We start from the raw sequence: 21,952 nt of genomic DNA, 5'->3' as shown, positions 1-21,952 counted from the left end.
ATCGTACTAGCGGAGACTCAAGATGCCAAATCGAAGACGTTTTCTCAAGATTCTAGGCGGAGGCACAATTCTGGCGGCAACGGGCGCGGTCGCGTTCCTCGCTACACGCACGCCGCATGAAGCGTTGGCTCCGTGGACGCCAAAACTGTATGACGACCCACGCAAGGCTGCTTTGTCCTACGCAATTCTCGCCCCCAATCCACACAACTTGCAACCTTGGCTGGTTGAGTTCGTTGGGCAAGACAAGGTGCGCATCCTCCGCGATACAGATCGCGAGCTTCCGGAAACCGATCCTTACCACCGCCAGCTCTATATTGGTCTCGGTGCATTTGTTGAGACGATGGTACTGGCAGCAGGTGCGCAGGGATTTGATACCGAGGTCACGTTACTGCCCGATGGAGATGACGGACCTATCGCAGAAGCAGTGTTTGTTCCCGGCGGAGCGCCCGATCCACTCTCAGATCAAATCCTCAACCGACATTCAAACAAGGAACCGTACACTGAACAGCGGCTGTCCGAGACGGAAATGTCGGTCCTTGAAAACTACGCCACCCTGATTACCGATGAAGATTTGGTGACCCGTATTCGAGACCTCACGAAACGCGCTTTCGAAATCGAAATGCGAACCCCGCAGACCTTGAAAGAATCCGTCGACCTGATGCGGATCGGGAAAGCAGAAATCAACGCCAACCCGGACGGGATTGAATTACGCGATCCCATGCTGGAAACGCTGCGACTTACTGGCCTTTTGGACAATGAGACCCTGATGAACGTTGACCACCCAGGCACTCAGTCACACATGCGAGGCTACTTCGCCATGCTAGACGCGACGCCGCAATACGCAGTCCTCACAACAGCCACAAACACGCGAAGCGATCAACTTGATGCCGGTCGTCAATTGATGCGTTTTTACTTGAAGACAACTGAAATGGGCCTGGGCGTACATCCGGTCAGTCAGGCCCTTCAAGAGTATCCTGAGATGGCCGATGAATACGCTCTCGCGCATGAGCTTCTTGCGTCGCCGGGCCACACGGTGCAAATGTTGCTGCGTTTGGGGTATGGACCCGAGCCAATTGCCACACCCCGCTGGCCGCTGGAGACGCGAATTCTGAATGAAGCCTGAAGATGAGACCAACGAAGTCTACCGGTTCTTCACCGAGGTCGGGATCATCAATCAGTTGATCTCGACCAAGCTTGAAGCGTTCTTACCTGGTCGAATGACGGCGACTCAATTTGGAATTTTGGGCCATCTGGTACGGCGTCCCGAAGGTGAAACCCCCCTGCAACTCTCAAACGCGTTTCAAGTGCCCAAGACTTCGATGACGCATATGCTCGCCAGCCTTGAAAATCATAACTTGATCACTCTTGAGACCAACCCAAAGGACAAGCGTTCGAAAATTGCCCGGTCGACGCCGCATGGCGCAGAGTTTCTGAAAACTTGTATGGATCGGATGTCGACAGCTCTTGGTCCGATGTTGTCCGAACTCGGGCCCAAACCGTTTCATGAGTCTTTGCCTAATCTGGCGCTCATTCGCGAAACTTTGGACAGTGAACGCGACTAGCCGAAACCTGCGTCGACCCAAGCAAACAGAAAAGCTCTCAGAACATCATGCAGTCCGCGCCCGGCGGCAGCGGCGGTGATCCTTCTGGCAAGGTGGGCGTGTAGTCAAATGTCACAATCTTCGCGCCACCATCAAATGCCACGAACAGTTGGTTGGATCCCGGCCTAATGGCGATGCCTTCTGGGTCGGTTCCGAATTCCAACAAGCTTTGCTGGGCGAGAAGTTGGCCATCTGCCGTGAACTCATACAAGCTGTTTGACCCTTCCCAATCATCAACAATCAACATGTGACCGGTGCGTGGGTCAATCGCGATGCCTTGCGCCTCACTTAAGGGGGGAGAGAGCTTCATGGTATCCAACCTCGCCGTCAAAGCACCCTCTGAAGTGAACCACGACAACCGTTCCGGGTCATCTTCTACGGTCACGATCTGCCCCTGGGCATTGATCGCGATGCCTTCGGTATCCGCGAACCCACCTTCCAACTCGAAAGGCGCTCCTAGGCGTGATCCATCCTTGGTGACACGTTGAAGACTGCCGAGACCATCACCCAGCAACAAGTGATCCCCTTCAACAGCAATTGCTTTGATCCGAAAGAGGTCGCTGGATATTCGGCGCAACTCATCCCCTTGCAATGTAACGAGAATTGCTTCGGGGCCCTCATTTGCGATCCACAACCCACAAAACGTTGGATCGTAATCTAGGCTCGCGGGTTGGTTGAGCTCGTAGCGCCCAGTTTCGCGAAGCTCCAGTGCCGTGGCCGGAGAAGCCCCAGCGCAGATCAGTAAGGCTATGGTTCTTGCAAACACTCAGGATGCTCCCGGAAAGGTATGTTGTTTTGAAAAACTATACCTGATTATTGCGCCCCTTCTGTGAGAAAGAACAGCTCGATAGGCTGAGCAAGGCCACGTATTTCGTGATCCCCACAGCTAACGAACATGTTCGGTGCAGCACTTGCAACGGCTAACGTCGCCAACACTCTCTGACCAATTGATTTTGTTAAGTTTTCAATTCGACTTGCGACGTTCACCGCACCGCCCAAAACCGTAAAATCAAGCCTGCCGGGGCTGCCGATGTTACCGTAGCTGACCTGCCCAACGTTGATCCCAATTCCAATGTCCAAGGGCGGTTTTTGGAACTCGTCTCGTCTAGTGTTGAGAGCGTTCAAACCACTCAGCACACTCTGCGCTGCAAGAGCCGCCATTCTGCAACGGTCGGCATGGTTTTTTTGAGCTTCAATAGTGAAGATCGACAGGATGCCATCACCCATGAACTTGAGGACGTCTCCACCGTTGTCTTCTACAGCTTTGACTACCAAATCAAAATAGTCGCTGAGCGTGTCGAAGACTTCTTCTTCCGCAAAGGTTTCGGAAAGTGCCGTAAAGCCTCGCAGATCAGAGAACATAACCACAGCATCTAGAGTTGTTCGCTCACCGCGCTTGATGTTTCCGCTCCAGACTGCCTCGGAAGGTCCATCTCCTAAATAGGTTCGAAGTAGACCTTTAGACGATTTTCGCATCGTCACAGGTTCCAGAGCGGAAGAAAGGGCAGGTAACACCGCTTCAATCAGCCTTAGATGCTCCGGCGAGAACCCATCCGGCGCCTGTGTAATGAACGTACAACCATGCAGCGATCCATCTCCGTAATAAAGCAAAGTAGCGTAGTAGTCGGTGCCGCCTTGCTCTGCAAATTCCAAATAGGATGAATGCTCTGTTTCTGAGTCCAGTTGCCGAAGACTTTTGTGAAGCGGCTTTCTATTCGCCAGAATATACTCAAATGAGCTCCCAACATAACCATCCGTCAACGTCGTTTCATGGGTGACATCGTAGCTGTCGGTGCCGTTGGGCGTCCAAACCACGCCCCAAGCAATAAGCAATGGATTGGCAAAGCGTTGACCAATGTTTACTCGCCACAGCGGAACTCCGGCTTCGACCAAGGAGGAACAAAACTGTGACACCACCTTTACGGGATCGCCGGAGCGACGACCTTCTGTAATCATCCATTCGGTTAGTCGAGTTACTTCTTCCATGGACCCAAGTTAGTCGCATGGAAACGATGAGCAAAGACTATTGGAATTGCATTGTCGCTTACATTTTTTGAGCCGCCTGATCTGATTGGTTGAACAGAAAATTGCAGCCCCTCGCTTGGGCGAACTTCAGTAGAATCCAATCTCGCTGACGTCTACGCTGGCCTCGTGATCGCGCCCGTAGGCTACAACTCCAACTGAGGTGATTGCGTCTGCAACGGGAGTAGCGCGTAACATGGCACCTGAAGCCTTGAAGCCTGACAGAGGCAAATAGATTTCTGTCCATTCGTTAGAAGTTGCAAACGCGGCCTGATAGTATTGCCACGGAAGCACCGTGCCACGTGTTCTAAGGTGGACGAAGTATTGCTCGCCGTTCCCCCGGACCAATAGCCTGACGCCTGATACACCCGTACCGGGCCGATCAGGCAACTTGCGTCGGAACTGGATGAAGCCGCCGTTGTTTACTGTACTCACAGTTCCGGTCAGCCGCGCGAACGCAACATTACCTTCCGAACGAAACTGCACCTGCCCTGAAGAAACTCCTCCCATTACGGTGTCGGCAACGTAGTCCCAACGCGTCTCTGGAGACTTGGAGAAGTCTTCAGTCAGTTTTACATCAGCCTGCGCCATCATGCATCCGATGATAACAAAACCTGAAACAAGCCCAATGAAGTTGGCACGCATATCGATCCTTCTCAATTCAGTATCGCAATGGAAAGGTTCAGTGCCGTGGCAAATGCGACCCATGCAAAATACGGCAGGAAGGCCAGTGCGGAAACCCGATCTGAAGTCCTGACCTGAGCTATGAACATGACGATGACAGCCAACAACGCGACAATGACGACAAAGGCAAACCATGGCAGTTGCAGTACGAAAAAGGTTGGGGACCACAAAAAGTTCAGACCCATCTGCGCCCACCACAGCTTCATGGCGGTCGAGCTCCGGTCTGTTTCAAACTGACGCCAACCAACCATAGCGATCAAAACATATAGCACCGTCCAAACCGGTCCAAAAATCCAATTTGGTGGATTGAAAGCCGGTTTAGAAAGCTGCGCGTACCATTCGCCAGGTGCAGTCAGTGTCCCGATCAGGATGCCGCCGCCCACCACAAGCGCAAGGAATGCTATGCGGATCAACCAGTTCGACATTGTAGGATAGCTTTCAGCAGTCCTTGGTCGTCACGTTAACAAGCGCTTCAGAAGAAAAGGTCGCCGTGCTGGTCTTATCCGCATCAGTATAAGCCACCGTGGCGCCTTCGATCTCCGACCCCGTTACGGTGATTTCGCGTTGCCCGATAGTGTCATCTACATCGATGGTAAAGGCGAGTTTGTCCCCGGCTGCGAGGGAGGCAATCTCAAGTTCAATTGTATCTTGCCCATCCACGACCGCAGGAATTTGCCGCAGAGCATCAGCACCCTCAACGAATTCAAGAGGTTGGAACACCTCCACACCCGCGCCTTTTTCTGTGACATCGAAAATCAAGCGTCCAGCAGATTGCGACAAGTCAATTTTGAGGGTTGAGGCTTCTACTTCGCACGTTCCGACATTCGTCAGAACAAAACGGTCCTTGGGCGCACCTTCTATAAAGCGAATTTGTACACCAGCTTGAAGCGAAGTGGCTGAAAATAATCCAAGGGTCGCCGCAACAATACTCTTCGGGAGCATATCTATCTCCTTCCTAATGGGTTCTTGATGGATACGCTTCGGCGGGTTTCTTGGATCAGACTTACCCCGTTTGTCTTTCGTGGTTCAGCCGACAAGACCTATCGAAGTTCCACGCACCGCCGTCAGAGCGGTAAAGTCAAAACATGCTATTATCATTCTCGCCGTTTGCTGGAACTTCCTGAAGAACGTCCCAGTGCTCGACGACCTTCCCGTCGCATCCAGGCGAAAAATATCTATCCTTGCGCACTTGAGACCATCAGGCCAGATTTGGTGGCAATGCAGAATAACGTGATCTTCTTCAACCGGTGTAGGTACGCACATAACACTGCATTCCTATCATTGATTTTATTCAAAAAATCTGGGTGTCTTCGCCCATAATTTTGCACAGCAATTGCGCATAATTTTGCACGATTCGCCTAAAAGTTTGCACGGTTCACTATACACGCTCAATTGTCGATTGTCTTAGCGTAGCTCGATCTACGTGAACGCACCAAAACTCAATCAAAAGCGCATTCTAGTTGGCAAACTCAACCCAAACCATGCTTGGGCATCAAAAAATCCAAAATGAAGTGCACAAGAGCGGCATGGCAGACCCTATCATTCCGATGAACCGGCAAGCGGAAAATGCAACCCAGGCGCTCTTCACCGCCTACGGTATGGAAGGTATGATGAAGCTCAAGACCAACGTGGCCGAACAATAATAGCAGGTCTGGGGTTTTCCGGGCCTGTCTATCCAACACGGGAAAAGAGGAGCCTAGCCGATGACACACCCCGCATTTACCTCAGACTCTGTGGCCGTGATCACCGGGGGTGCTTCCGGCATTGGCCTCGCCGCAGCAGTGAAGTTCGCTCAGATGGGCATGCGCATTGTTATTGTTGATCAAGACACCGAGAAACTGGCTACTGCGGCAAACACGGTGTCTGCCGCCGGTGCGGCCGATGTGATGACGTCTGAGACAGATGTCAGTGATCGAGCACAGTTAGAAACGTTGGAACGGATGGTAGCAAACCGTTACGGCGGGGCAGACATCTTAATGAACAACGCTGGTGTGGGCGGCAATTCATCGACCATTGGGGACGCCGCGGCTTGGGATAAAATGCTGGGCGTGAACCTTTGGGGTCCAATCCATGGCACTCAGGTATTCGCGCCTAATATGATCGCGCGAAACAGACCAGGTGCAATAATCAATACAGGGTCCAAGCAAGGCATAACCACACCGCCGGGCAACCCTGCTTACAACGTCTCAAAGGCGGCTCTGAAAGCATTCACCGAGGCGCTATCACATGAGCTGAGAAACGGCCCCGGCCATCAGATCACAGCGCATCTCCTTGTGCCTGGCTTTGTTTATACTGGTATGATCTCCCTGCCTGAAAAGCCTACCTCAGCTTGGACCGCAGAGCAGACGGTCGACTTCTTTGTCGACAGCGTGAACCGCGGGGACTTTTACATCCTCTGCCCAGACAACGATGTCTCACGTGATATCGACGAGAAACGCATTGCCTGGAGCGTGGGAGACGTCATCGAAAATCGCCCCCCACTAAGCCGATGGCATCCAGACTATAAGGAAGCTTTCGAAGCGTTTATGGCGAAGGCTGACTAATCATCGTAATAGTCCAGCACTCAGTACGAGCTAAAGATCGGAGACTGTCCGGCGGCCATACGGGTTAGGCGGCGCCTTTCAATTCGCGTTTAATCTATCGTGAACAGCTCCTGTCTTTCAGCAACACCGCGCAATCTGTATTGCCCCAGGGAAACAAGACTTGGAATGGAGCCCACTAAGTCGCCCGCCACCTTATCGGAAACCACAATGTTCTGATCAAGCGCGCTGCACATGCCTAAAATGCGCGAAGTTGTATTTACCGCTGGGCCGACCACTGTGAAATCCAAGCGAGACCTACCGCCAATATTGCCGTAAAGAACATCGCCTGCGTGCAACGAGAGAGTGAAGCCGGTCGTTGGCAAACCATCAGCTTGCCGTCGTTGGTTGAGTTCCTCAAAGGTATTTCGCAACTCCGCGGCCGCGTGAATTGCGACGCGGCGAGCGTCCGGAACTTGATTGATATCGAAGATGGCAAGCATTCCATCTCCCATGAATTTCAGAACGTTACCGCCATTGCGTTCGACTACGTCAACAGCTTCCGCGAAGTAGTCGTTTAGCAATTCTATGATTGAGTCCCCCGGAAGCGCCTCTGACAATCTGGTAAATCCTTGCAGGTCAAAATACCAAATCACCGCTGAAATAGTTTCCGATGAACCTCGGGTGATGTCCCCGGAAAGAACTCGCCTACTGGCGTCTTTACCCAGATACGCGGCTGTAATGTCTTCAGCCATCAATCGGTTCGCCCCACATTTTAGCGTCAGGCAAAGTGGGGATATCAGTTGACGCAAACCATCAAGTTGCTCGCTCGTGAAGCCCCCGCTCGCATCGGTTGTCAACGAGATTATGGCACCTTCCTCAGCCTGCATTGGATCGACTGGCGTAGTATTGTCCTGAATAAGGAAGAACCGTTTAACAGCGAAGTAGTCAGTTGCACCGCGCTCGCGAAGTTCGTCGAAGATCGGAAAGTTGAGCGCGGGTTCTTCGACTGTCAGATCTTGTCTGATCTCTTCAACGTTGTTTGCCAAAAGATAGTAAATCGGGCTTAGTACGTATTCCTCAGGCGCATCCGTTCTTCGGACAAAGTTCTCTCGCTCATTGCCGCCATCCCTGTGCCAGCGAAAAGCGACCGTTCCAATCTCGGGATGATGAGCGCGAACAGTGATGTTTGCTCTTTGAAGTGGAATTCCTGCTGAAACAAGTCGGTTGCAGAATGCCTCAAGCCAAAGCTCCACCGGCGCATTCTCCAAGCCCTGTTGAACCAGCCAATCGGCTATGTCCTTAACGGCGGCGGTCAGTTCCCAGTTTTGGACTAATGGGGCTGCCATGATGACCTCACAACGGGTTGCCTCAACAGTTAGCTCCCAGTCTATTTCACTTCAAGGACACCTCAACTTCAATTTGCAGCGGTTCTCACTGCCCAAAGCGGACAAAGCTGCCGTCTTCATTCATCTCACGCTTTATTTGAAGGCAAACACAGAAAGAGCAATTTTCAAGGCACCCATGATTCCGAAAGATCGCTTGGATACAGCGGGGGTCGAAACGTCAACCGTATCCTATTGCCTCAGTTGATCTATATCCGGAACACAGGATCTTCGGTTTTCGGGTAACTCTGTCGCTCCGTCCGCGCGTTTCTGGAAAACGTTGTGGTGAAGAAGCTTGATTTTCGGATGCGTCAGCGTCCCAACGACCTCGAACGGCCATGCGCTCCGCGACAAGGGCCTACCGAGTTTTCGGGCCTCGGCCTGAATTGAAATCGTGTTTTTTATCCAATCCAGATCGCCGTGGGCAACAAGCTGTACCTTTTTAGTTTCCGCGACAAACGAGCTGAATGAAACGTCGCCAGCATCGATTTTAATGGGAGCGGCGAGGCACGTGATCTTGCTGTAACCTTTTCTCAGTTCTTCAGAAATTAGCCAAGGAAAAACGCCAAGTCCGGATAGTTCGAGAAGACTGGTTGATATTCCACCATTTGTCATCAGGATAGATGCAGAGCCTCTCATCGAGTTAGTATAGGCCTCTATCGAGCGCCTATTTCCAATAAAATCAAAATTTCCATGAAGCTGTCCTACTGCCGAGTATTTGGTATTAAACTCGTTGAACAAGGTCGCCAGGTTCCAATCCTTTATTGTGCCTTTAAGTGAAAGCAACTGCGGGCTCTTCACCATATTCATTTTTGCCGTAGCGGAGAAATGACCTCCATCATAGGCAACATCGACGGGCCCAAGCTGGGCAAGGCCGTTATTTGCCTTCAGATGGCTGGACAGGCTGGTTATTCCCTGTTGGCCCTCGATTTTTTTGATGTCAATGGACACATCGACATCCTGATCGAGCAGAAAATCTTCTACCTCGACAAGATCACTGACTTTGCCTTTCGGCACCTTGTGCTTTACGCCACTGGTTCCGGGTTGGCGAAAGCTTGTTGCAATGCGTGAGACAAAAGCAAATGCGTTTCTAACGTCTTGAAGTTCGATACTCTGACTGGAAACCATGCCTTGCGTCAGTGGACGCGCGCCAGACGTGGATGTCTCAAGTTTGGCATTCAGTTGCGACTTTCCGGATCTAAGCGCAAGTACGCTTGAGAAGTTGTCTTGTTTTCCGTTTGCGGACAGGCTGACTTTTAATTGTCCGACTTTGATTGTTTTCTGTCCAATGGCCGCTAGGAAACGGGCGCTGTCTTTGACATCCAGATTGAAATCGAAGGACAGGTTTTCAAATTCGTTTACATTCCCTAGTTTGGCCTGGGTTCTGAGCATCCATATTTCCGTATCAACGGTCTGGGCATCGAATTTGTTGAGGCTTAGGAACCCCTGTAGATCGTCCACCGAAAAACTGCCTTCGACGCTGCCAAGCGATTTTGCGCTAAGTCCTTGGAAAAACAGCGATGACGGTATCGACATCGTACCGCTAAAGTCGACCTCTTTCAGGCGCAACAGGTCTTTAACGTTCCCTTTGGCCAAAAAGTAGGGGCGATCCTGTGGTCCCGCCTGCAAGCTAATTTTTTCCAGCATCAGATTACCATTGTCAGCGCGAAACAGGCGGCCAAAACGAACCGGACCTATCTGTTTTAATTCATTGTCAAACGCATTGGTCGTCAGAGTCAGATCCTGAAACTCCAGCGCGTTTTCAGTGCCAACAACGTGGGTTGAAATGTCGGTGAGCTTTAAGTCCTTTAGATCCCTGGCCGTTTCAGGTGGATCACCCTGCGGATAGAGGCGTCCGTCAACTGCAAGATCGATACCTTCAAAGCCGATCAGATTTTCGATAGAGCCATCCACTTTCAGCAATTGACCTTTTGAAAGGTTTAAGGCCGTGCTGAGATCTGAAACTTTCAGCTTTGGGTTCTGGCTTTCTATGTCGGCCGCTAGATTTGCCCGACCTTCAATATCGCGATCCAGTCGGAGAAGTTCCAGAAGATCCCCGATTTCACCAGTATCCAACGTCAGTTTGCCTTTGAAACCGCCACCATTCTCTTCCGAGATAGGGCTGCCGTTGAAGTCAAGCTGCATCGCTCCAAAGTTCGCGTTTGTTGTGAATGGCTGGCCTCGTGGATAATCACCTTTGATCTGAAAGCTCTGCCCGTTCACGGTTCCATGGCTTGTCACTGTTGCACCGGAATTGTCACCGAGTTGATCCAAATGCAGATTTTCCAATTCGAAATCGAATTCAAAACCAGTTGCCTCATTGTCCGCGATCAGAGAAACGGACGTGAAAGCTGCTGTCTTGTCGCTCAGGAAATCTAGAATACCACCCGTATCATTCTCTATCCCCAATGCTGTCGTACTAACCTGAGGCCGATTGGTCGCAACCCAGCTTTGCATCCCGTCTGAATCGGTCAGTAGTCGAACTTTCAGTCCATCGATGATCAAGTTGTCGATGTTGATCTGACCTGAAATCAACGCTGGCAGGTTTAGTTCAAGCTCCAGAACTTCTAGAGCTGCCAAATTCACGTTTTCTATGGTCTCGCTGGGCACTTCCACTTTGGTTGCGCGGACGTGAGTTGTTGCTCCCAGAACGACGCTCACATCCCCTCTAATATGCACTGTCTGTCCGACTTGTTCTGAAAGCATCTTTTCCAGAACCGGCGTTCGAAAGCCGGAGAAAACAGGCAACGCTAAGGCCGTCCAGAAAAGCGCAATGACGACAACAATGAGCAGGGCGGCATGTCCAGCTATTCGCAAAGTAAGCTTCATGGAACCCAACACCTTCGCCTCACATCGCCTACGCTAACAAACGTCTGCTCAAAGAGACACTGCCTTTGGAGTTGCTAAAACGTCCATTGAAATGCCAAATTTATTTGTTCCAAATTAAAAAACGTGCATGTTTTTTGGATAGTGCATCAATCGGAAGTCGAGAAAGAGCGATGGGCCTTTGGAAAATCGTTTTGACCTCAGCCTTGCTTGCTTTCCCGTTTGCGATGGGCTTGCTTGCATTGTTTGGCGCTTTCACCACTGTGGTTGAGTTGGAAGACTATTCGACTTCAGGGTTGCTTTTTGCGTTATTCACAGCCCTTATGTTCGTCCTTTCGGCACCCCTCTTTTTGCCGCTGTTTTTTGTCATTGTGCCTTGGGTCGCCTTGATACCGATGATCGCAGTTCTTGCGTCCTCCGTTGCTGTCCGAATACAAAATCAGCCCAAGAAAATCCTTTTTGCAATCTGGCTTTTTGCTTGGATCGCTGTTTTTGCCGCAGCGATTTCAACAGGAAAGATATCTGCCTGAAGCAAGTGTGAACAAATTCCACTGAGAGTGGGTTCGTTTGCTTTTTGAACTAACAGCGCAATCCTGTTTCAAGGGAGCGATACAGCTCTACGAAAAGAACAAATTGTGTTTTAAGCTTTGGCTATCGACCGAGAGCTTATTAAGGAATGTCAGATGGTTGTGAGATCGAAATTTGATTGCGATGGTGTAAAACTAGCTGTGCACGGCGAGTTCACAGATGACACCATGGTGTTTCAACACGGCTTGTGCGACACCGCTGAATATCCAATTGAGGCTTTTCCGCAAGATACAGATACAAGTGTTGTCGCAATGGAATTTAGAGGACATGGCGACTCTGAAGCTGGACCTTCTGACCACTTTTCCATCGAGGAATTCACGGATGACGTGATTAAACTCATTGAGGCAAAGGCATCTCGGCCTGTCGTAATCGGTGGTATTTCCATGGGCTCGGCTGTTGCGCTGCGTTTGGCCGTTCAGCGACCTGAGCTTGTCAGAGCATTGGTGGTGGGTCGTCCAGCCTGGCTGATGTCTCGATCACCATCCAACTTGCTTCCACTACTGCTTATCGGGCGGTCTCTTCGTCACGATCCCCAAGAAGCACTGAGCAAATTTCAGAGAAGTGAACTCTACAGCATGTTATCGGAGCATTTTCCTCACAATTTGAGTGCACTTCTCGAGCTGTTCGACAGACAACCGCTCGATATCACTGCGGAACTGCTTACGCGGGTTTCCTTGGACGGACCAAGTTTGAGTGTCGACGATGTTGCTTCGATAAATGTGCCGACCCTGGTGGTTGGAACTGACAATGACATCATTCACCCGCTTGACTACGCGTCATCGCTTTCAAAAATGATTCCTAATGCGGAACTAGCAGTCATTACCCCAAAGTTTGATGATGTAGACCAGTATCGAGTGGATTTTCAAAGTGTTCTATCAAGCTTCTTGCGCAGGCTTTGAACAGAGCAACGATTGCAAAAACAGCGTGATATCACCTATAATGTCGTCCGATTTTCGTTAGCCAGATCCCTTGAGGCCAAGTCGTTTGCGATAGTGAAAGATTCCACAAAGGGATGAGTAGAGTACTTAAAACTGGGCGAGCCTTGCCGCAGGAGAAAACCGTTGCGTCGCCGTCCTGATGCGGAGAAGTAAAGAGCGGTTGGCGCAGCCAACCCGTGGCTTGTGCGCCGGCGTTCATAGTCTCGCCGTCGCGTTCGAGATGCGAACAGAGGCAACCCAATGACACAAAGATTCTCTCGAAAATCGGTCATTGCTACGACCAGCGGGAATGTCCTCGAATGGTATGACTTCACGGTCTACGGTTTTCTCGCTCCGGTCATCGGACGCGTCTTTTTCCCCGAAGGGGACCATTTCGCAGCACTCTTGTCTGCCTTCGCAGTTTTGGCCGTAGGGTACGCTGTACGGCCAATAGGCAGCGTCATCTTTGGCCACATCGGAGACAGGATGGGGCGCAAACCCGCCTTGCTCATCTCTGTAATAGTCATGGGTTTGGGATCGCTCGCAATAGCCCTTTTGCCCACTTATGATCAGATTGGAATTTCAGCGGCCATTCTTCTTGTCGCTATTCGGGTCGTGCAAGGTCTCTCGGTTGCCGGAGAGTTCACAGCCTCTGGAGTAATGACAATCGAACAATCGGCACCAGAGCGTCAGGCTTTGAACGGTTCGCTGATTGTATGCGCTATGCTGTTGGGCTGTGTCCTGGGAGCAGCCGTTCCAGCGTTGATGTCGAATGTCATGAGCGACGAACAAGTCGCAAATTGGGGGTGGCGGCTGCCGTTTTTGTTTGGTGCCCTCATTGCCGCGCTTAGTGCCATCCTCCGTCGTGACTTGCAGGAGACGCTTGTAACGGACCAGACAGAGCCATCAGGCGTGTCACCTGTAGTTAAAACCTTCCGGAAACACTTTGGATTGCTCTTGAAGATGGTGATCCTGCTTATTCCAACAGCCGTCATCTATTTCATGATTTTTGTGTATGCGGCATCCTACCTGACTGACGATATGCAAGTCTCCTCTGCACGTGCTCTCGATATCACCACGGTCAATTTGCTTCTGATGGCCCTGGCTGCCCCTCTATTTGGTCTCCTCGCAGGCCATTTTGGAGTTCGCGCGGTCTTATTGACTGCTACAGTCGCAACGATCCTGTTCGCTTGGCCGCTGTGGGCTTTGATGCATCAAAGCTCCATCACACTCATTTTTCTTGGACAACTGGGCCTGTCTCTTGTCAACAGCGTAGGTTGGGCACTTGCGGTCACTACGCTGACCAACATCTCACCCCCCGGACTTAAGTGCAGCACTGTTGCCATTGGATACAACAGCTGTATGGCGCTGTTTGGCGGCACAACCCCATTCATCGCAACTTACCTTGTGAACAGAACAGGCGATGACTTTGCTCCGGTCTACTATCTGATCGCAACTGCTTTTCTCTCGCTCTTCGTCATTTGGCAGTTGCCCGCACTTAGGGCGCGCTGGTCTCAGAACACATCTACAGTCGGAGGTCACAGTGAACAGTAACCAAGAACAAGATCCCACATTTCATACGCCTGTTGCAGGTTCAACGACGTCAGGAATGACGGGACACGGGTACTACAACTCGCATTCCGCACCACAGTGGAATGCGATTGCCGCAATCAAACCTTGGATCGAAGAGGCAGCTCGCTCCATTCCTCTGTCCGATGGATCCACGGGCATCGCCGATTTTGGATGTTCCGAAGGGTCCAACTCAATCGCCGTCATGCAAGAAGTGGCGCAAGTTCTAAACACCCGATCACCATCGGAGGTAAGAGCGATTTACTCTGATCTGCCCACAAATGATTTTTCTGAGTTGTTTTTGGCTTTGCAACGCGGCGAGGCGTCTAAAGGTGACCAGCACAACGTGTATTCATCTGTTGTTGGTGGCTCGATGTATGACCAACTGCTCCCCACAAACAGCATTAGTTTGGCTACGACATTCAACACAATCGGGTTCCTATCACGCCGGCCTGTAGCTGAGCTCAACGACTACATTTTGCCAAACGGTCCCAGTTCGATCCGTAGTCGCGGCTCGGTTTCGATGGAAGAGGAAAGCGCTTTCAGACGTCAAGCCGCTCAGGATGTTGCTGAATTTCTAAAAGTGCGGGCGGCTGAGTTGATCCCGGGTGGAAAGGTGATCGTAGAGGTTTTTGGTTGCACAGAAGACGCGCGCACGTGCGATGGGATCTATGACGCATTGAATGACGCGGTTCTTCACTTCGTTGAGAACGGGGAGATTTCCCAACAGACATACGCCGGGTACTACCAGCCGGTCTACTTCCGAAGCTTAGAGGAGTTGACCGAGCCGGTAATCAATCCCGCATTTGAAGTAAGCGACTACTACTCCATTGAAAAAGCGGAAGCTTACGAGGTGAGCGTCCCATTTTGCGATGTATTTAACAAGAGTGGTGACGCCGCAGCCTACGCACATGACTTCGTCGGTTTCTTTAGAGCGTTCACCGAGGCTGTTTTAACCAATGCGCTTCCGGCAAGCGAAGGCAGATCAGCGCTTGTAAACAATATCTACGCAAAGGCCCAAGACCTGATCCGTGAGAACCCCGAGTTATACCCATTCCGCTACGCCTCAGTCGCCATGATGTTGACACGGAAAGCCTGACCAAAGAAGCGAGAGAACCCTATGCCCGAAACATCAAAAGAAGTCCCTCTAAAGCTAGCCTTGGTAGCTCATGACGCCAAAAAAGACAGTTTGGTGAGTTGGGCACAGTTGCATGAGAAAGCGCTTCAATCCCATAAAATTTTCGCCACCGGAACTACGGGCGGCAGAATAATTGATGCATTGCCGTCACTTGACGTCACACCTTTAAAAAGCGGCCCTCTGGGAGGCGACCAACAGCTGGGAGCCATGATTTGTGAAGGCGAACTGGACGCTCTGTTTTTCTTTGTCGATCCGCTGTCGCCGATGCCTCATGACGTTGATGTCAAAGCACTAAGCCGCCTTGCAATTGTATATGATCTTCCGCTGGCACAGAGCCCGCGAACAGCTGATTTCGTGCTTCAGGGCGTTCTCGTGAAAACCTAAAGGAAGCTTAACCTTTGCTTCGTGGAATTCAAATCTCAAGATAACCAGCTTCGGTTTGCAGCGAAAAGGGAAGTTTAGTCTTCCAATTTTTGTGAAACAGAAAGTTAATCGGAGGATACTTTTCCATGAAAACGAGAACATTTGTATCAGCAACCACTGCACTTGGCATTCTCGCCGTTCCAGCGCTTGCCGCAGACAATTGGGCAGGCCAGTACGAGGGTGTCGACCCACTGACCGGAGCTACGATTTCTTTGAGGATCGAGCCGCAGCAGGTAGGGCCTTATAATATCGTTGTAAACACGCCGCAGCACTCCCTCTGTTCAGGGACAGCAAAAATAGTCGGAACCGGAGTAATTGAGGACGACCAGATGCTTCGACTGGACACAGTGGTAAATTGTGCCGGAGCCGAACCCATACTTACCTCTCCGGACATTGTCTATTTCCAAGATAGAGACCAGGAGATGATTTACGCCGAAGTGCCCACAGATAATCGTCGGATCAACTACTACCGCGTGCATCAACAAGGCTAGCAGAAACTCCCCTGAAGCCACACTTATGCGCTTTTTGAGGGCTGGAAGCTCTTAGCCGTCATCTTGAAAACTTCTAAGGCCAAGGGTCCGTGGAACAAACAGGGCTATCTAGTCTGACAGGTTTTTACCTGAAGACTAGATAGCCGAGAGTCGACTCGCTTTGTCTTTCTGCCTGACATGCAAAGTGACTTAAAAGTTTGCATGATGCTCGGTTGGTTGTTGTTCTAGCGTGACGCGATGCTCCTAATTCTGGCTTCAAGTCCAAAAGGCTTGAACGAGGCATAGTGCTGCTGCGAAATTGAAAACTCAAAAATTCAGAGTTTCGCTCCCAAAGGCAAAAGTAATGCGCGTCACAATTGGTTTCAAAATTTTTGCCGTTGCCGGAGCAGTAATTTTAGTGATGTCCACGGCAGCATTCTGGACGACTTGGAAAATCCATACCGTAACCGACCAGGTTGACGCGGTCGCAGATTATTTCCTGCCCTTAGACAAAAAGCTGTTAGATGTTCAAGCGAACTTGCTGCGACAAGAAATTGTTCTGCAATCCATATTAAATGACATCGAAGACAACGCCGAATTGGGTGTAATTGAAGAACACCTTGCAGCTTTCAACAATCTGGGAGTTGCAGCGGACCTTGATATCGAGGAAGCAACTGAAATCGCGAACGCTGCGCTGGATCATCTTGATAGGGACCAAGCCATTGAACTTGGGCAATTGACGACACGCATCCAAGAGATTTCATTTGAGCATCATCAAATACAGGACTTAGTACTCAGGGCACTTGGCGCATACAAGGAAGGCAGGCTTGAAGCCGCTGCGGAGCTGGTAGAGTCCTTCACGAATGCACAGGTCCGGTTTGATGAAAAGGTGGATAGTGTTGCCTCAGAGATCTTAGAGCTCAGCACAGTCGCAGCGCAGAAGGCAGACGAAGCCGAGCACATAGTTTTGCGCTTCAGTGTCATTTTGACCGTATTAGCGCTTGTCTTGGGACTTCTGTTTGCGTTTCAACTCACAAAAAGCCTTGTACGCCCAGTGCGTTTGTTAAGAGACAGAACAAAAGCCGTAGAGGTTGGCGACTTAAGTCAGGACATTCCAGTGACCTCGACCGATGAAATTGCTGATCTGTCTCGCTCATTTAACAACATGCTAGAAGGTCTGCGAAGCAAAGAACGCATGCAGTCGATGTTTGGTCAATACGTAGATCCACGGGTGGTCAAAGCGATGTTGGATGAAGGCGGAGCCGAAACTTCTTTGGTGACGGGCGACAGGAAAGTTGTAACAGTATTTTTCTCAGACATCGCCGGCTTCACGCAAATGGGCGAGCGACTATCTCCGGTCGGTTTGGTCAGGCTAATGAATGAATATTTCACTTTAGCGAGTAAGCCGATTGCTGAACGTGACGGGGTTATCGACAAATACATTGGCGATATGATCATGGCGTTCTGGTCGCCGCCATTTGTAGCGGAAGGAAATCAAGCCCGTCTCGCATGCGAAGCCGCAATTCAACAGCTCGCCCAGCTTGAGGTTTTGCGAGGACAGCTGCAAGACATCACTGGCCTTCGCAAGGGAATTCCCGAAGTCGATATCCGTATTGGCTTAGCAACCGGCGAGGCGGTTGTCGGTTCAATTGGTTCAGAATACGCAAAGAATTTTACCGTCATGGGTGACACGGTGAATCTGGGTGCCCGGTTAGAAACTGCAAACAAGGTATATGGTACAAAAATTCTTATCTGCGAGCACACAAAGGCATCGGCTGAAAAAGCAATAGAAGTTCGAGAAATCGACTCCATCAATGTTAAAGGCAAGACAGAACCATTGCGTGTTTTTGAGCTGCTTGGTTTAGCAGGCGGGTTGTCGAAGACAGATGCCGAAGCTCGAGCTGCATTTGAAACTGGCCTAGCGGCTTATCGCGGACAAGACTGGGATTTGGCGGAAGAGGCGTTCAAAGCCTGTCTAGATGTCAAAGCAGATGACCAACCCTCAAAACTGTTTCTACGAAGGGTTTCACGCTTGCGTTCGTCGCCTCAGCACGCCGAATGGGATAGTGTTTGGAATTTATCCGAGAAATGAAGAGTTAGCCATTTATGTGGATCAGGCGGAGGCTTTGATGTCTCAAAAAACGAAAGACTGCTATGCTCGCACTGCACAAGACTACGAGAAAGTGGGACTGTGCGGGACTGATTGGCTCGCCTATCGAGACCTTCCAGAGTTAATTAGAGTTTTCTCAAAAGGCGAAACAGCCATCGACTTCGGGTGTGGAAGCGGGAAGTCTACGCGACTGTTGAAAGAAGTTGGGCTTACCGTGACGGGGCTCGATATTTCGGCATCACAACTCACATTGGCCATTTCCGCAGATCCAAGCGGTGACTACCGCTTGATTGACGAAGGCAGCCAAAAGCTTCCACTCACGGATGTCGCGATTGTCGTTTCAGTGTTTGTATTTATGGAATTTGGTAACAAAGAGGCCATGGTCGATGCTGCACAGGCTATTCGAAACTCGTTGGCCAAAGATGGCGTGTTTATTATGGTTGTTACTACAAGAGAGTTTTACTCCGGTGACTGGCTCACCCTGAACACCAAGTTTCCTGAAAATGATCAGGTGATTTCCGGTGGTCGGGTGAAGGCCGAATTTACTGACCTTGAATTCTCATTGACCGATTATTTTTGGACGCATGAAGACTATGTTCGTGTGTTGGAACATGCAGGTTTCAATCACATTGTTCGCCATTTGCCACTGGGAGAAACCGGTGATGGACTTCCGTGGAAAGATGAAACTTCAACAGCACCTTTTGCCGTCTACATTGCTTTCAAGTAACTTACTGGGCGTGAGTTTTATTGCGAACACGGCCACTAAATTGATCCCGAAAACAGGAATCCAGGAAAGTTGCTATTTGAGTGGGTTTTTCCAAGCTTCTGGGACCCGGGCTTCTTGATCCAAAAGAGACACGAGTATTGAATGGGTATTTGTTTGGAATCTTGTAAGGGGCACTTAGTGATATGGCGTTGATTGGATTGGCAACGATTGTGCTCGTTGTTGTTTCGCTCCTTACAGGTCGAGTAACTCCCGTAATAGCGCTAATTCTGTTCCCCCTCGCAGGAGCATTATTGGCGGGTTTCGGTCCCACAGATTTGTCGGAGTTCTTTAACTCAGGCCTACTTCGTGTGGCACCGGTCGCCACGATGTTCATCTTTGCGATCCTTTTCTTTGGCATCTTGCAAGATACAGGGCTTTTTCGCCCGATTATCAATTGGATCATTGGGGTGACCAAGGGCAATGCGGTGGCGATTACCGTTGCAACGGCAATGGTCGGCGCACTGGCCCATCTGGATGGCGCTGGTGCAACGACATTTCTTCTTACTGTTCCGGCCCTGCTACCACTTTACGTCGGGCTGGGAATGAACCGTTACCTGATGCTAATGATGCTATGCTTGGGCGCCGGTTTGGCGAACATGCTTCCCTGGGCCGGGCCGTTGGGCAGGGCCTCTGCTGTGTCGGGCATTGATCTGACGGTGCTTTGGCACCCCCTGATACCCATTCAGATTGTCGGGTTGGTTCTGTTGGCTGGCTTTGCAGTCCTAATGGGACTTCGCGAGAAACGCATAATGTCCAAGACAACAGGTGATGAGAACCCGACAGGAAGCATGGCACAATACGCCTTGAAGGTGACTGACGAAGAATTGGCATTGGAACGCCCTCAACTCATTTTCGTAAATGGGGGTTTGTTTTTGGCGACAGTAGTCGCGCTTGTGCTGGGTCTACTGCCGCCCGCGTTTCTCTTTATGATCTCTCTTTCGTTGCTTCTACTCATCAATTACCGCGACGTGGACAGCCAAATAAACCGGATGAAAGCGCATGCGCCTTCCGCGCTGACAATGGCTACGATTATCTTTGCTGCTGGGGCGTTCCTGGGCCTTATGGACGGTACAGGAATGCTCCGGGTTATGGCTGAGCAGTTGGTCGAGATCTTGCCTGAAAGCGTTGTACCAACATTACATATTTGGGTTGGGCTGATCGGCGCTCCGCTTGAGTTGGTGCTCAGCACAGATGCATTTTACTTTGGTTTGATGCCGGTGATGCTGGAAATTGTGGAACCAACTGGCGTACCGACCGAAAGCATTGTCTATGCGATGCTCATAGGCAATATCATTGGCACCTTCATCAGCCCATTTTCGCCCGCCCTTTGGCTCGCACTTGGATTGGCGGGTGCAAGCATGGGGCGGCACATTCGGTACTCGCTGCTCCCATTGTGGCTGTTTTCCATCGCAGTTTTTGGAGTCGGTTTTTTGTTGGGTCTGTACTGAGAACGATCCTATCAGAACAACTGAGCTGTTGAGCTTTTCACGGGATGGCTCCAGTTTGGGCGCCGAGGAAGTGGCTTCGATCAATGTTCCAACTCTCATAGTCGGAACGGACAACGACCTAATGCAACCACTCGGCCATACCTCATCATTTTCCAATATTACCCAAGCCGAAATTGGCAGTTACTACCCCGAAGTTTTATGTTTTGGACCAGTATCGCGAAAACTCTTAACGCACCCTCTCAAGCTTTTTGGGTACTTTAAATCAATAGCGCCGCTCTGGTTTTTCACGGTTCTGGTTCGGCTTGCAAACTACAACCAAGTGTTCGCTTCCATAGATGCCGACTGGCTGGTCAGAGAGCTCTACCGCCAGCTTTCTCCAGTCGGACTTCGATACTTCCAAGACAGGTCTCAATCGCCCTTCAGACTGAGCGAGCCCGCCTTCAGCACCAAATACTTTAATGACTTCGCCACCTGATCTGGTCACCACTTCAGCTATTGCCTCAGGATGATCAAAGCGAGCATCGGTGAAAAAACCATCATTGTGTTTCGGTTCGTTTATTCCGGACTCAAGTATTTGGTTAAGTGTCGAGATGCTTTCGTCCAACCGCCCCGGTTGACGCTTCGCAAAGTAGTGAACGGCAGCGTATCGAGACAGAAAACCGATAAAAGCAATGCCATTCGGTCGCAGAACCCGGAACACCTCTGCAAGTGCTCTATCGCGATCTGCGTCTTCAATAAGGTGGTAAATCGGACCTAAACATAGAACAAAATCGAAAGAGTTTTCTTTTAGTTGGGATAAATCCCTTGCGTCTGCTTGGGAGATTTCTGTGAGCGTAACTCCAAGCCGGGATTCTTCCTTCCTCGCTGCCTCGAGATTTGCTTTGGAAAGATCAGACAACGTAACTCTATGGCCAATGGCAGCAAGCTCAAAAGCGTACCTTCCAGGGCCGCCACCAATATCCAAAACATCAGAAGCCGGCAAAATAAACCGGTCTATCCAAACCTTGGTTACGTCATGCTCCAACCAACTTTCATCTAGCCGTGAGATCTCGTCTTGGACGGTTTTGTCATAGAACGTTTGGATGTCGCCTATTGCCATTATTGAACCTCTTTAACAGTCTCATCTGGCCGGTCCAATTCTATTGTAAGTACCACTTGTGGCGCAAAATATACTTTGGCTCCGAAACGGACGGTGGTTTTTTTCGCTTGAACGTCTTGGACTGCGCATTTGATTCAAAGTGTATCGACACTTTCAGTGCAACCCTTTGAATTTGCGACTATGGCCCTTCAAAACCTCGATTGCATCGCAATCCAGCCGTCGGCAGGTATAATGCGAACATGACAAGAGATATTGAAGCTAACGCTCAGAAAATCGCTCATGCCCTGACCTCTGCCCAGCAGATATCTAAACTGTCATCAGAGACCGAACGGCTAGGGTCAGGACCCATTGATTTCCGCTTGGGTGCGTGATTCACGGTTCGAAAAT

The 21,952-nt window shown here is 50.5% G+C and carries 20 protein-coding genes; 12 read left to right on the top strand and 8 right to left on the bottom strand.

From position 1 onward, the window contains the following. Nucleotides 1-22 precede the first annotated feature (22 nt). Entirely contained in the window at nucleotides 23-1,123 is a 1,101-nt protein-coding gene (locus GS636_RS20125) for a nitroreductase family protein (RefSeq protein WP_171672001.1), read from the top strand. Continuing rightward, nucleotides 1,113-1,562, top strand: a complete 450-nt coding sequence (locus GS636_RS20120; protein WP_171096400.1) for a MarR family winged helix-turn-helix transcriptional regulator — start codon at nucleotides 1,113-1,115, stop codon at nucleotides 1,560-1,562. The genes GS636_RS20125 and GS636_RS20120 overlap by 11 nt, the downstream gene beginning before the upstream one ends. Before the next feature lie 37 nt (nucleotides 1,563-1,599). On the opposite strand, the gene GS636_RS20115 is transcribed toward GS636_RS20120, so the two are convergent. The 5 genes from GS636_RS20115 to GS636_RS20095 all read right to left on the bottom strand — a co-directional run bounded on the left by GS636_RS20115 (nucleotide 1,600) and on the right by GS636_RS20095 (nucleotide 5,249). Continuing rightward, nucleotides 1,600-2,367: a hypothetical protein gene (locus GS636_RS20115; RefSeq protein WP_371808754.1), complete on the bottom strand. Its 768-nt coding sequence runs from the start codon at nucleotides 2,365-2,367 to the stop codon at nucleotides 1,600-1,602. Nucleotides 2,368-2,414: 47 nt separating this feature from the next. Beyond that, a complete protein-coding gene (locus GS636_RS20110) occupies nucleotides 2,415-3,587 on the bottom strand; it encodes an adenylate/guanylate cyclase domain-containing protein (RefSeq protein ID WP_171671999.1) in 1,173 nt (390 codons plus the stop codon). Between the two features lie 126 nt (nucleotides 3,588-3,713). After that, nucleotides 3,714-4,268 carry a CIA30 family protein gene (locus GS636_RS20105; RefSeq protein WP_216602983.1) on the bottom strand — a complete coding sequence of 185 codons (555 nt, stop codon included), beginning with the start codon at nucleotides 4,266-4,268 and terminating at the stop codon, nucleotides 3,714-3,716. 11 nt (nucleotides 4,269-4,279) lie between these two features. Beyond that, nucleotides 4,280-4,732, bottom strand: a complete 453-nt coding sequence (locus tag GS636_RS20100; RefSeq protein ID WP_171671996.1) for a TspO/MBR family protein — start codon at nucleotides 4,730-4,732, stop codon at nucleotides 4,280-4,282. Between the two features lie 13 nt (nucleotides 4,733-4,745). Beyond that, nucleotides 4,746-5,249, bottom strand: a complete 504-nt coding sequence (locus GS636_RS20095) for an aggregation factor core (RefSeq protein WP_171671994.1) — start codon at nucleotides 5,247-5,249, stop codon at nucleotides 4,746-4,748. Between the two features lie 761 nt (nucleotides 5,250-6,010). On the opposite strand from GS636_RS20095, the gene GS636_RS20090 reads away from it, so the two are divergent. After that, a complete protein-coding gene (locus tag GS636_RS20090; RefSeq protein ID WP_171671992.1) occupies nucleotides 6,011-6,850 on the top strand; it encodes an SDR family oxidoreductase in 840 nt (279 codons plus the stop codon). Nucleotides 6,851-6,939: 89 nt separating this feature from the next. On the opposite strand, the gene GS636_RS20085 is transcribed toward GS636_RS20090, so the two are convergent. Together GS636_RS20085 and GS636_RS20080 are read right to left on the bottom strand one after the other, a co-directional pair. Beyond that, nucleotides 6,940-8,175, bottom strand: a complete 1,236-nt coding sequence (locus GS636_RS20085) for an adenylate/guanylate cyclase domain-containing protein (protein WP_171671989.1) — start codon at nucleotides 8,173-8,175, stop codon at nucleotides 6,940-6,942. A gap of 228 nt (nucleotides 8,176-8,403) precedes the next feature. After that, nucleotides 8,404-11,040 carry an AsmA family protein gene (locus tag GS636_RS20080; protein ID WP_171671987.1) on the bottom strand — a complete coding sequence of 879 codons (2,637 nt, stop codon included), beginning with the start codon at nucleotides 11,038-11,040 and terminating at the stop codon, nucleotides 8,404-8,406. A 65-nt stretch (nucleotides 11,041-11,105) separates the two neighbouring features. On the opposite strand from GS636_RS20080, the gene GS636_RS20075 reads away from it, so the two are divergent. The 9 genes from GS636_RS20075 (at nucleotide 11,106) to GS636_RS20035 (ending at nucleotide 20,466) form a co-directional block, all read left to right on the top strand. Then, a complete protein-coding gene (locus GS636_RS20075; protein WP_171671985.1) occupies nucleotides 11,106-11,567 on the top strand; it encodes a hypothetical protein in 462 nt (153 codons plus the stop codon). Between the two features lie 153 nt (nucleotides 11,568-11,720). Further along, nucleotides 11,721-12,524, top strand: a complete 804-nt coding sequence (locus tag GS636_RS20070; RefSeq protein ID WP_171671983.1) for an alpha/beta fold hydrolase — start codon at nucleotides 11,721-11,723, stop codon at nucleotides 12,522-12,524. 279 nt (nucleotides 12,525-12,803) lie between these two features. Continuing rightward, nucleotides 12,804-14,096 (top strand): MFS transporter, encoded by a 1,293-nt coding sequence (locus GS636_RS20065; RefSeq protein ID WP_171671980.1) that lies wholly within the window; start codon nucleotides 12,804-12,806, stop codon nucleotides 14,094-14,096. Next, nucleotides 14,086-15,210, top strand: a complete 1,125-nt coding sequence (locus GS636_RS20060) for a hypothetical protein (protein ID WP_171671978.1) — start codon at nucleotides 14,086-14,088, stop codon at nucleotides 15,208-15,210. The genes GS636_RS20065 and GS636_RS20060 overlap by 11 nt, the downstream gene beginning before the upstream one ends. A gap of 21 nt (nucleotides 15,211-15,231) precedes the next feature. After that, nucleotides 15,232-15,633 carry a methylglyoxal synthase gene (locus GS636_RS20055; RefSeq protein ID WP_171671976.1) on the top strand — a complete coding sequence of 134 codons (402 nt, stop codon included), beginning with the start codon at nucleotides 15,232-15,234 and terminating at the stop codon, nucleotides 15,631-15,633. A gap of 125 nt (nucleotides 15,634-15,758) precedes the next feature. After that, the gene (locus GS636_RS20050) at nucleotides 15,759-16,163 is read left to right on the top strand and encodes a hypothetical protein (protein ID WP_171671974.1); all 405 of its coding nucleotides are present in this window, start codon (nucleotides 15,759-15,761) and stop codon (nucleotides 16,161-16,163) included. Nucleotides 16,164-16,506: 343 nt separating this feature from the next. Further along, the gene (locus tag GS636_RS20045) at nucleotides 16,507-18,234 is read left to right on the top strand and encodes an adenylate/guanylate cyclase domain-containing protein (RefSeq protein ID WP_171671972.1); all 1,728 of its coding nucleotides are present in this window, start codon (nucleotides 16,507-16,509) and stop codon (nucleotides 18,232-18,234) included. Then, entirely contained in the window at nucleotides 18,209-18,979 is a 771-nt protein-coding gene (locus tag GS636_RS20040) for a class I SAM-dependent methyltransferase (protein WP_171671969.1), read from the top strand. Before GS636_RS20045 ends, GS636_RS20040 begins: the two co-directional genes overlap by 26 nt. A 182-nt stretch (nucleotides 18,980-19,161) precedes the next feature. Further along, nucleotides 19,162-20,466 carry a CitMHS family transporter gene (locus GS636_RS20035; protein ID WP_171671967.1) on the top strand — a complete coding sequence of 435 codons (1,305 nt, stop codon included), beginning with the start codon at nucleotides 19,162-19,164 and terminating at the stop codon, nucleotides 20,464-20,466. 262 nt (nucleotides 20,467-20,728) lie between these two features. On the opposite strand, the gene GS636_RS20030 is transcribed toward GS636_RS20035, so the two are convergent. Beyond that, nucleotides 20,729-21,565, bottom strand: coding sequence for a bifunctional 2-polyprenyl-6-hydroxyphenol methylase/3-demethylubiquinol 3-O-methyltransferase UbiG (locus GS636_RS20030; RefSeq protein WP_171671965.1), 837 nt, complete (start codon nucleotides 21,563-21,565; stop codon nucleotides 20,729-20,731). Nucleotides 21,566-21,952 lie beyond the last annotated feature (387 nt).

Origin of the sequence: Ruegeria sp. HKCCD4884, assembly GCF_013110855.1 — a bacterium.
GTDB lineage: Bacteria > Pseudomonadota > Alphaproteobacteria > Rhodobacterales > Rhodobacteraceae > Ruegeria.
This window is presented reverse-complemented; position numbering and strand designations above follow the sequence as displayed.

Coding starts and splice junctions, on each gene's coding strand:
- GS636_RS20125 (WP_171672001.1), top strand. CDS start 23: ATGCCAAATCGAAGACGTTTTCTCAAGATTCTAGGCGGAGGCACAATT.
- GS636_RS20120 (WP_171096400.1), top strand. CDS start 1,113: ATGAAGCCTGAAGATGAGACCAACGAAGTCTACCGGTTCTTCACCGAG.
- GS636_RS20110 (WP_171671999.1), bottom strand. CDS start 3,587: ATGGAAGAAGTAACTCGACTAACCGAATGGATGATTACAGAAGGTCGT.
- GS636_RS20105 (WP_216602983.1), bottom strand. CDS start 4,268: ATGCGTGCCAACTTCATTGGGCTTGTTTCAGGTTTTGTTATCATCGGA.
- GS636_RS20100 (WP_171671996.1), bottom strand. CDS start 4,732: ATGTCGAACTGGTTGATCCGCATAGCATTCCTTGCGCTTGTGGTGGGC.
- GS636_RS20095 (WP_171671994.1), bottom strand. CDS start 5,249: ATGCTCCCGAAGAGTATTGTTGCGGCGACCCTTGGATTATTTTCAGCC.
- GS636_RS20090 (WP_171671992.1), top strand. CDS start 6,011: ATGACACACCCCGCATTTACCTCAGACTCTGTGGCCGTGATCACCGGG.
- GS636_RS20085 (WP_171671989.1), bottom strand. CDS start 8,175: ATGGCAGCCCCATTAGTCCAAAACTGGGAACTGACCGCCGCCGTTAAG.
- GS636_RS20080 (WP_171671987.1), bottom strand. CDS start 11,040: ATGAAGCTTACTTTGCGAATAGCTGGACATGCCGCCCTGCTCATTGTT.
- GS636_RS20070 (WP_171671983.1), top strand. CDS start 11,721: ATGGTTGTGAGATCGAAATTTGATTGCGATGGTGTAAAACTAGCTGTG.
- GS636_RS20065 (WP_171671980.1), top strand. CDS start 12,804: ATGACACAAAGATTCTCTCGAAAATCGGTCATTGCTACGACCAGCGGG.
- GS636_RS20055 (WP_171671976.1), top strand. CDS start 15,232: ATGCCCGAAACATCAAAAGAAGTCCCTCTAAAGCTAGCCTTGGTAGCT.
- GS636_RS20050 (WP_171671974.1), top strand. CDS start 15,759: ATGAAAACGAGAACATTTGTATCAGCAACCACTGCACTTGGCATTCTC.
- GS636_RS20045 (WP_171671972.1), top strand. CDS start 16,507: ATGCGCGTCACAATTGGTTTCAAAATTTTTGCCGTTGCCGGAGCAGTA.
- GS636_RS20035 (WP_171671967.1), top strand. CDS start 19,162: ATGGCGTTGATTGGATTGGCAACGATTGTGCTCGTTGTTGTTTCGCTC.
- GS636_RS20030 (WP_171671965.1), bottom strand. CDS start 21,565: ATGGCAATAGGCGACATCCAAACGTTCTATGACAAAACCGTCCAAGAC.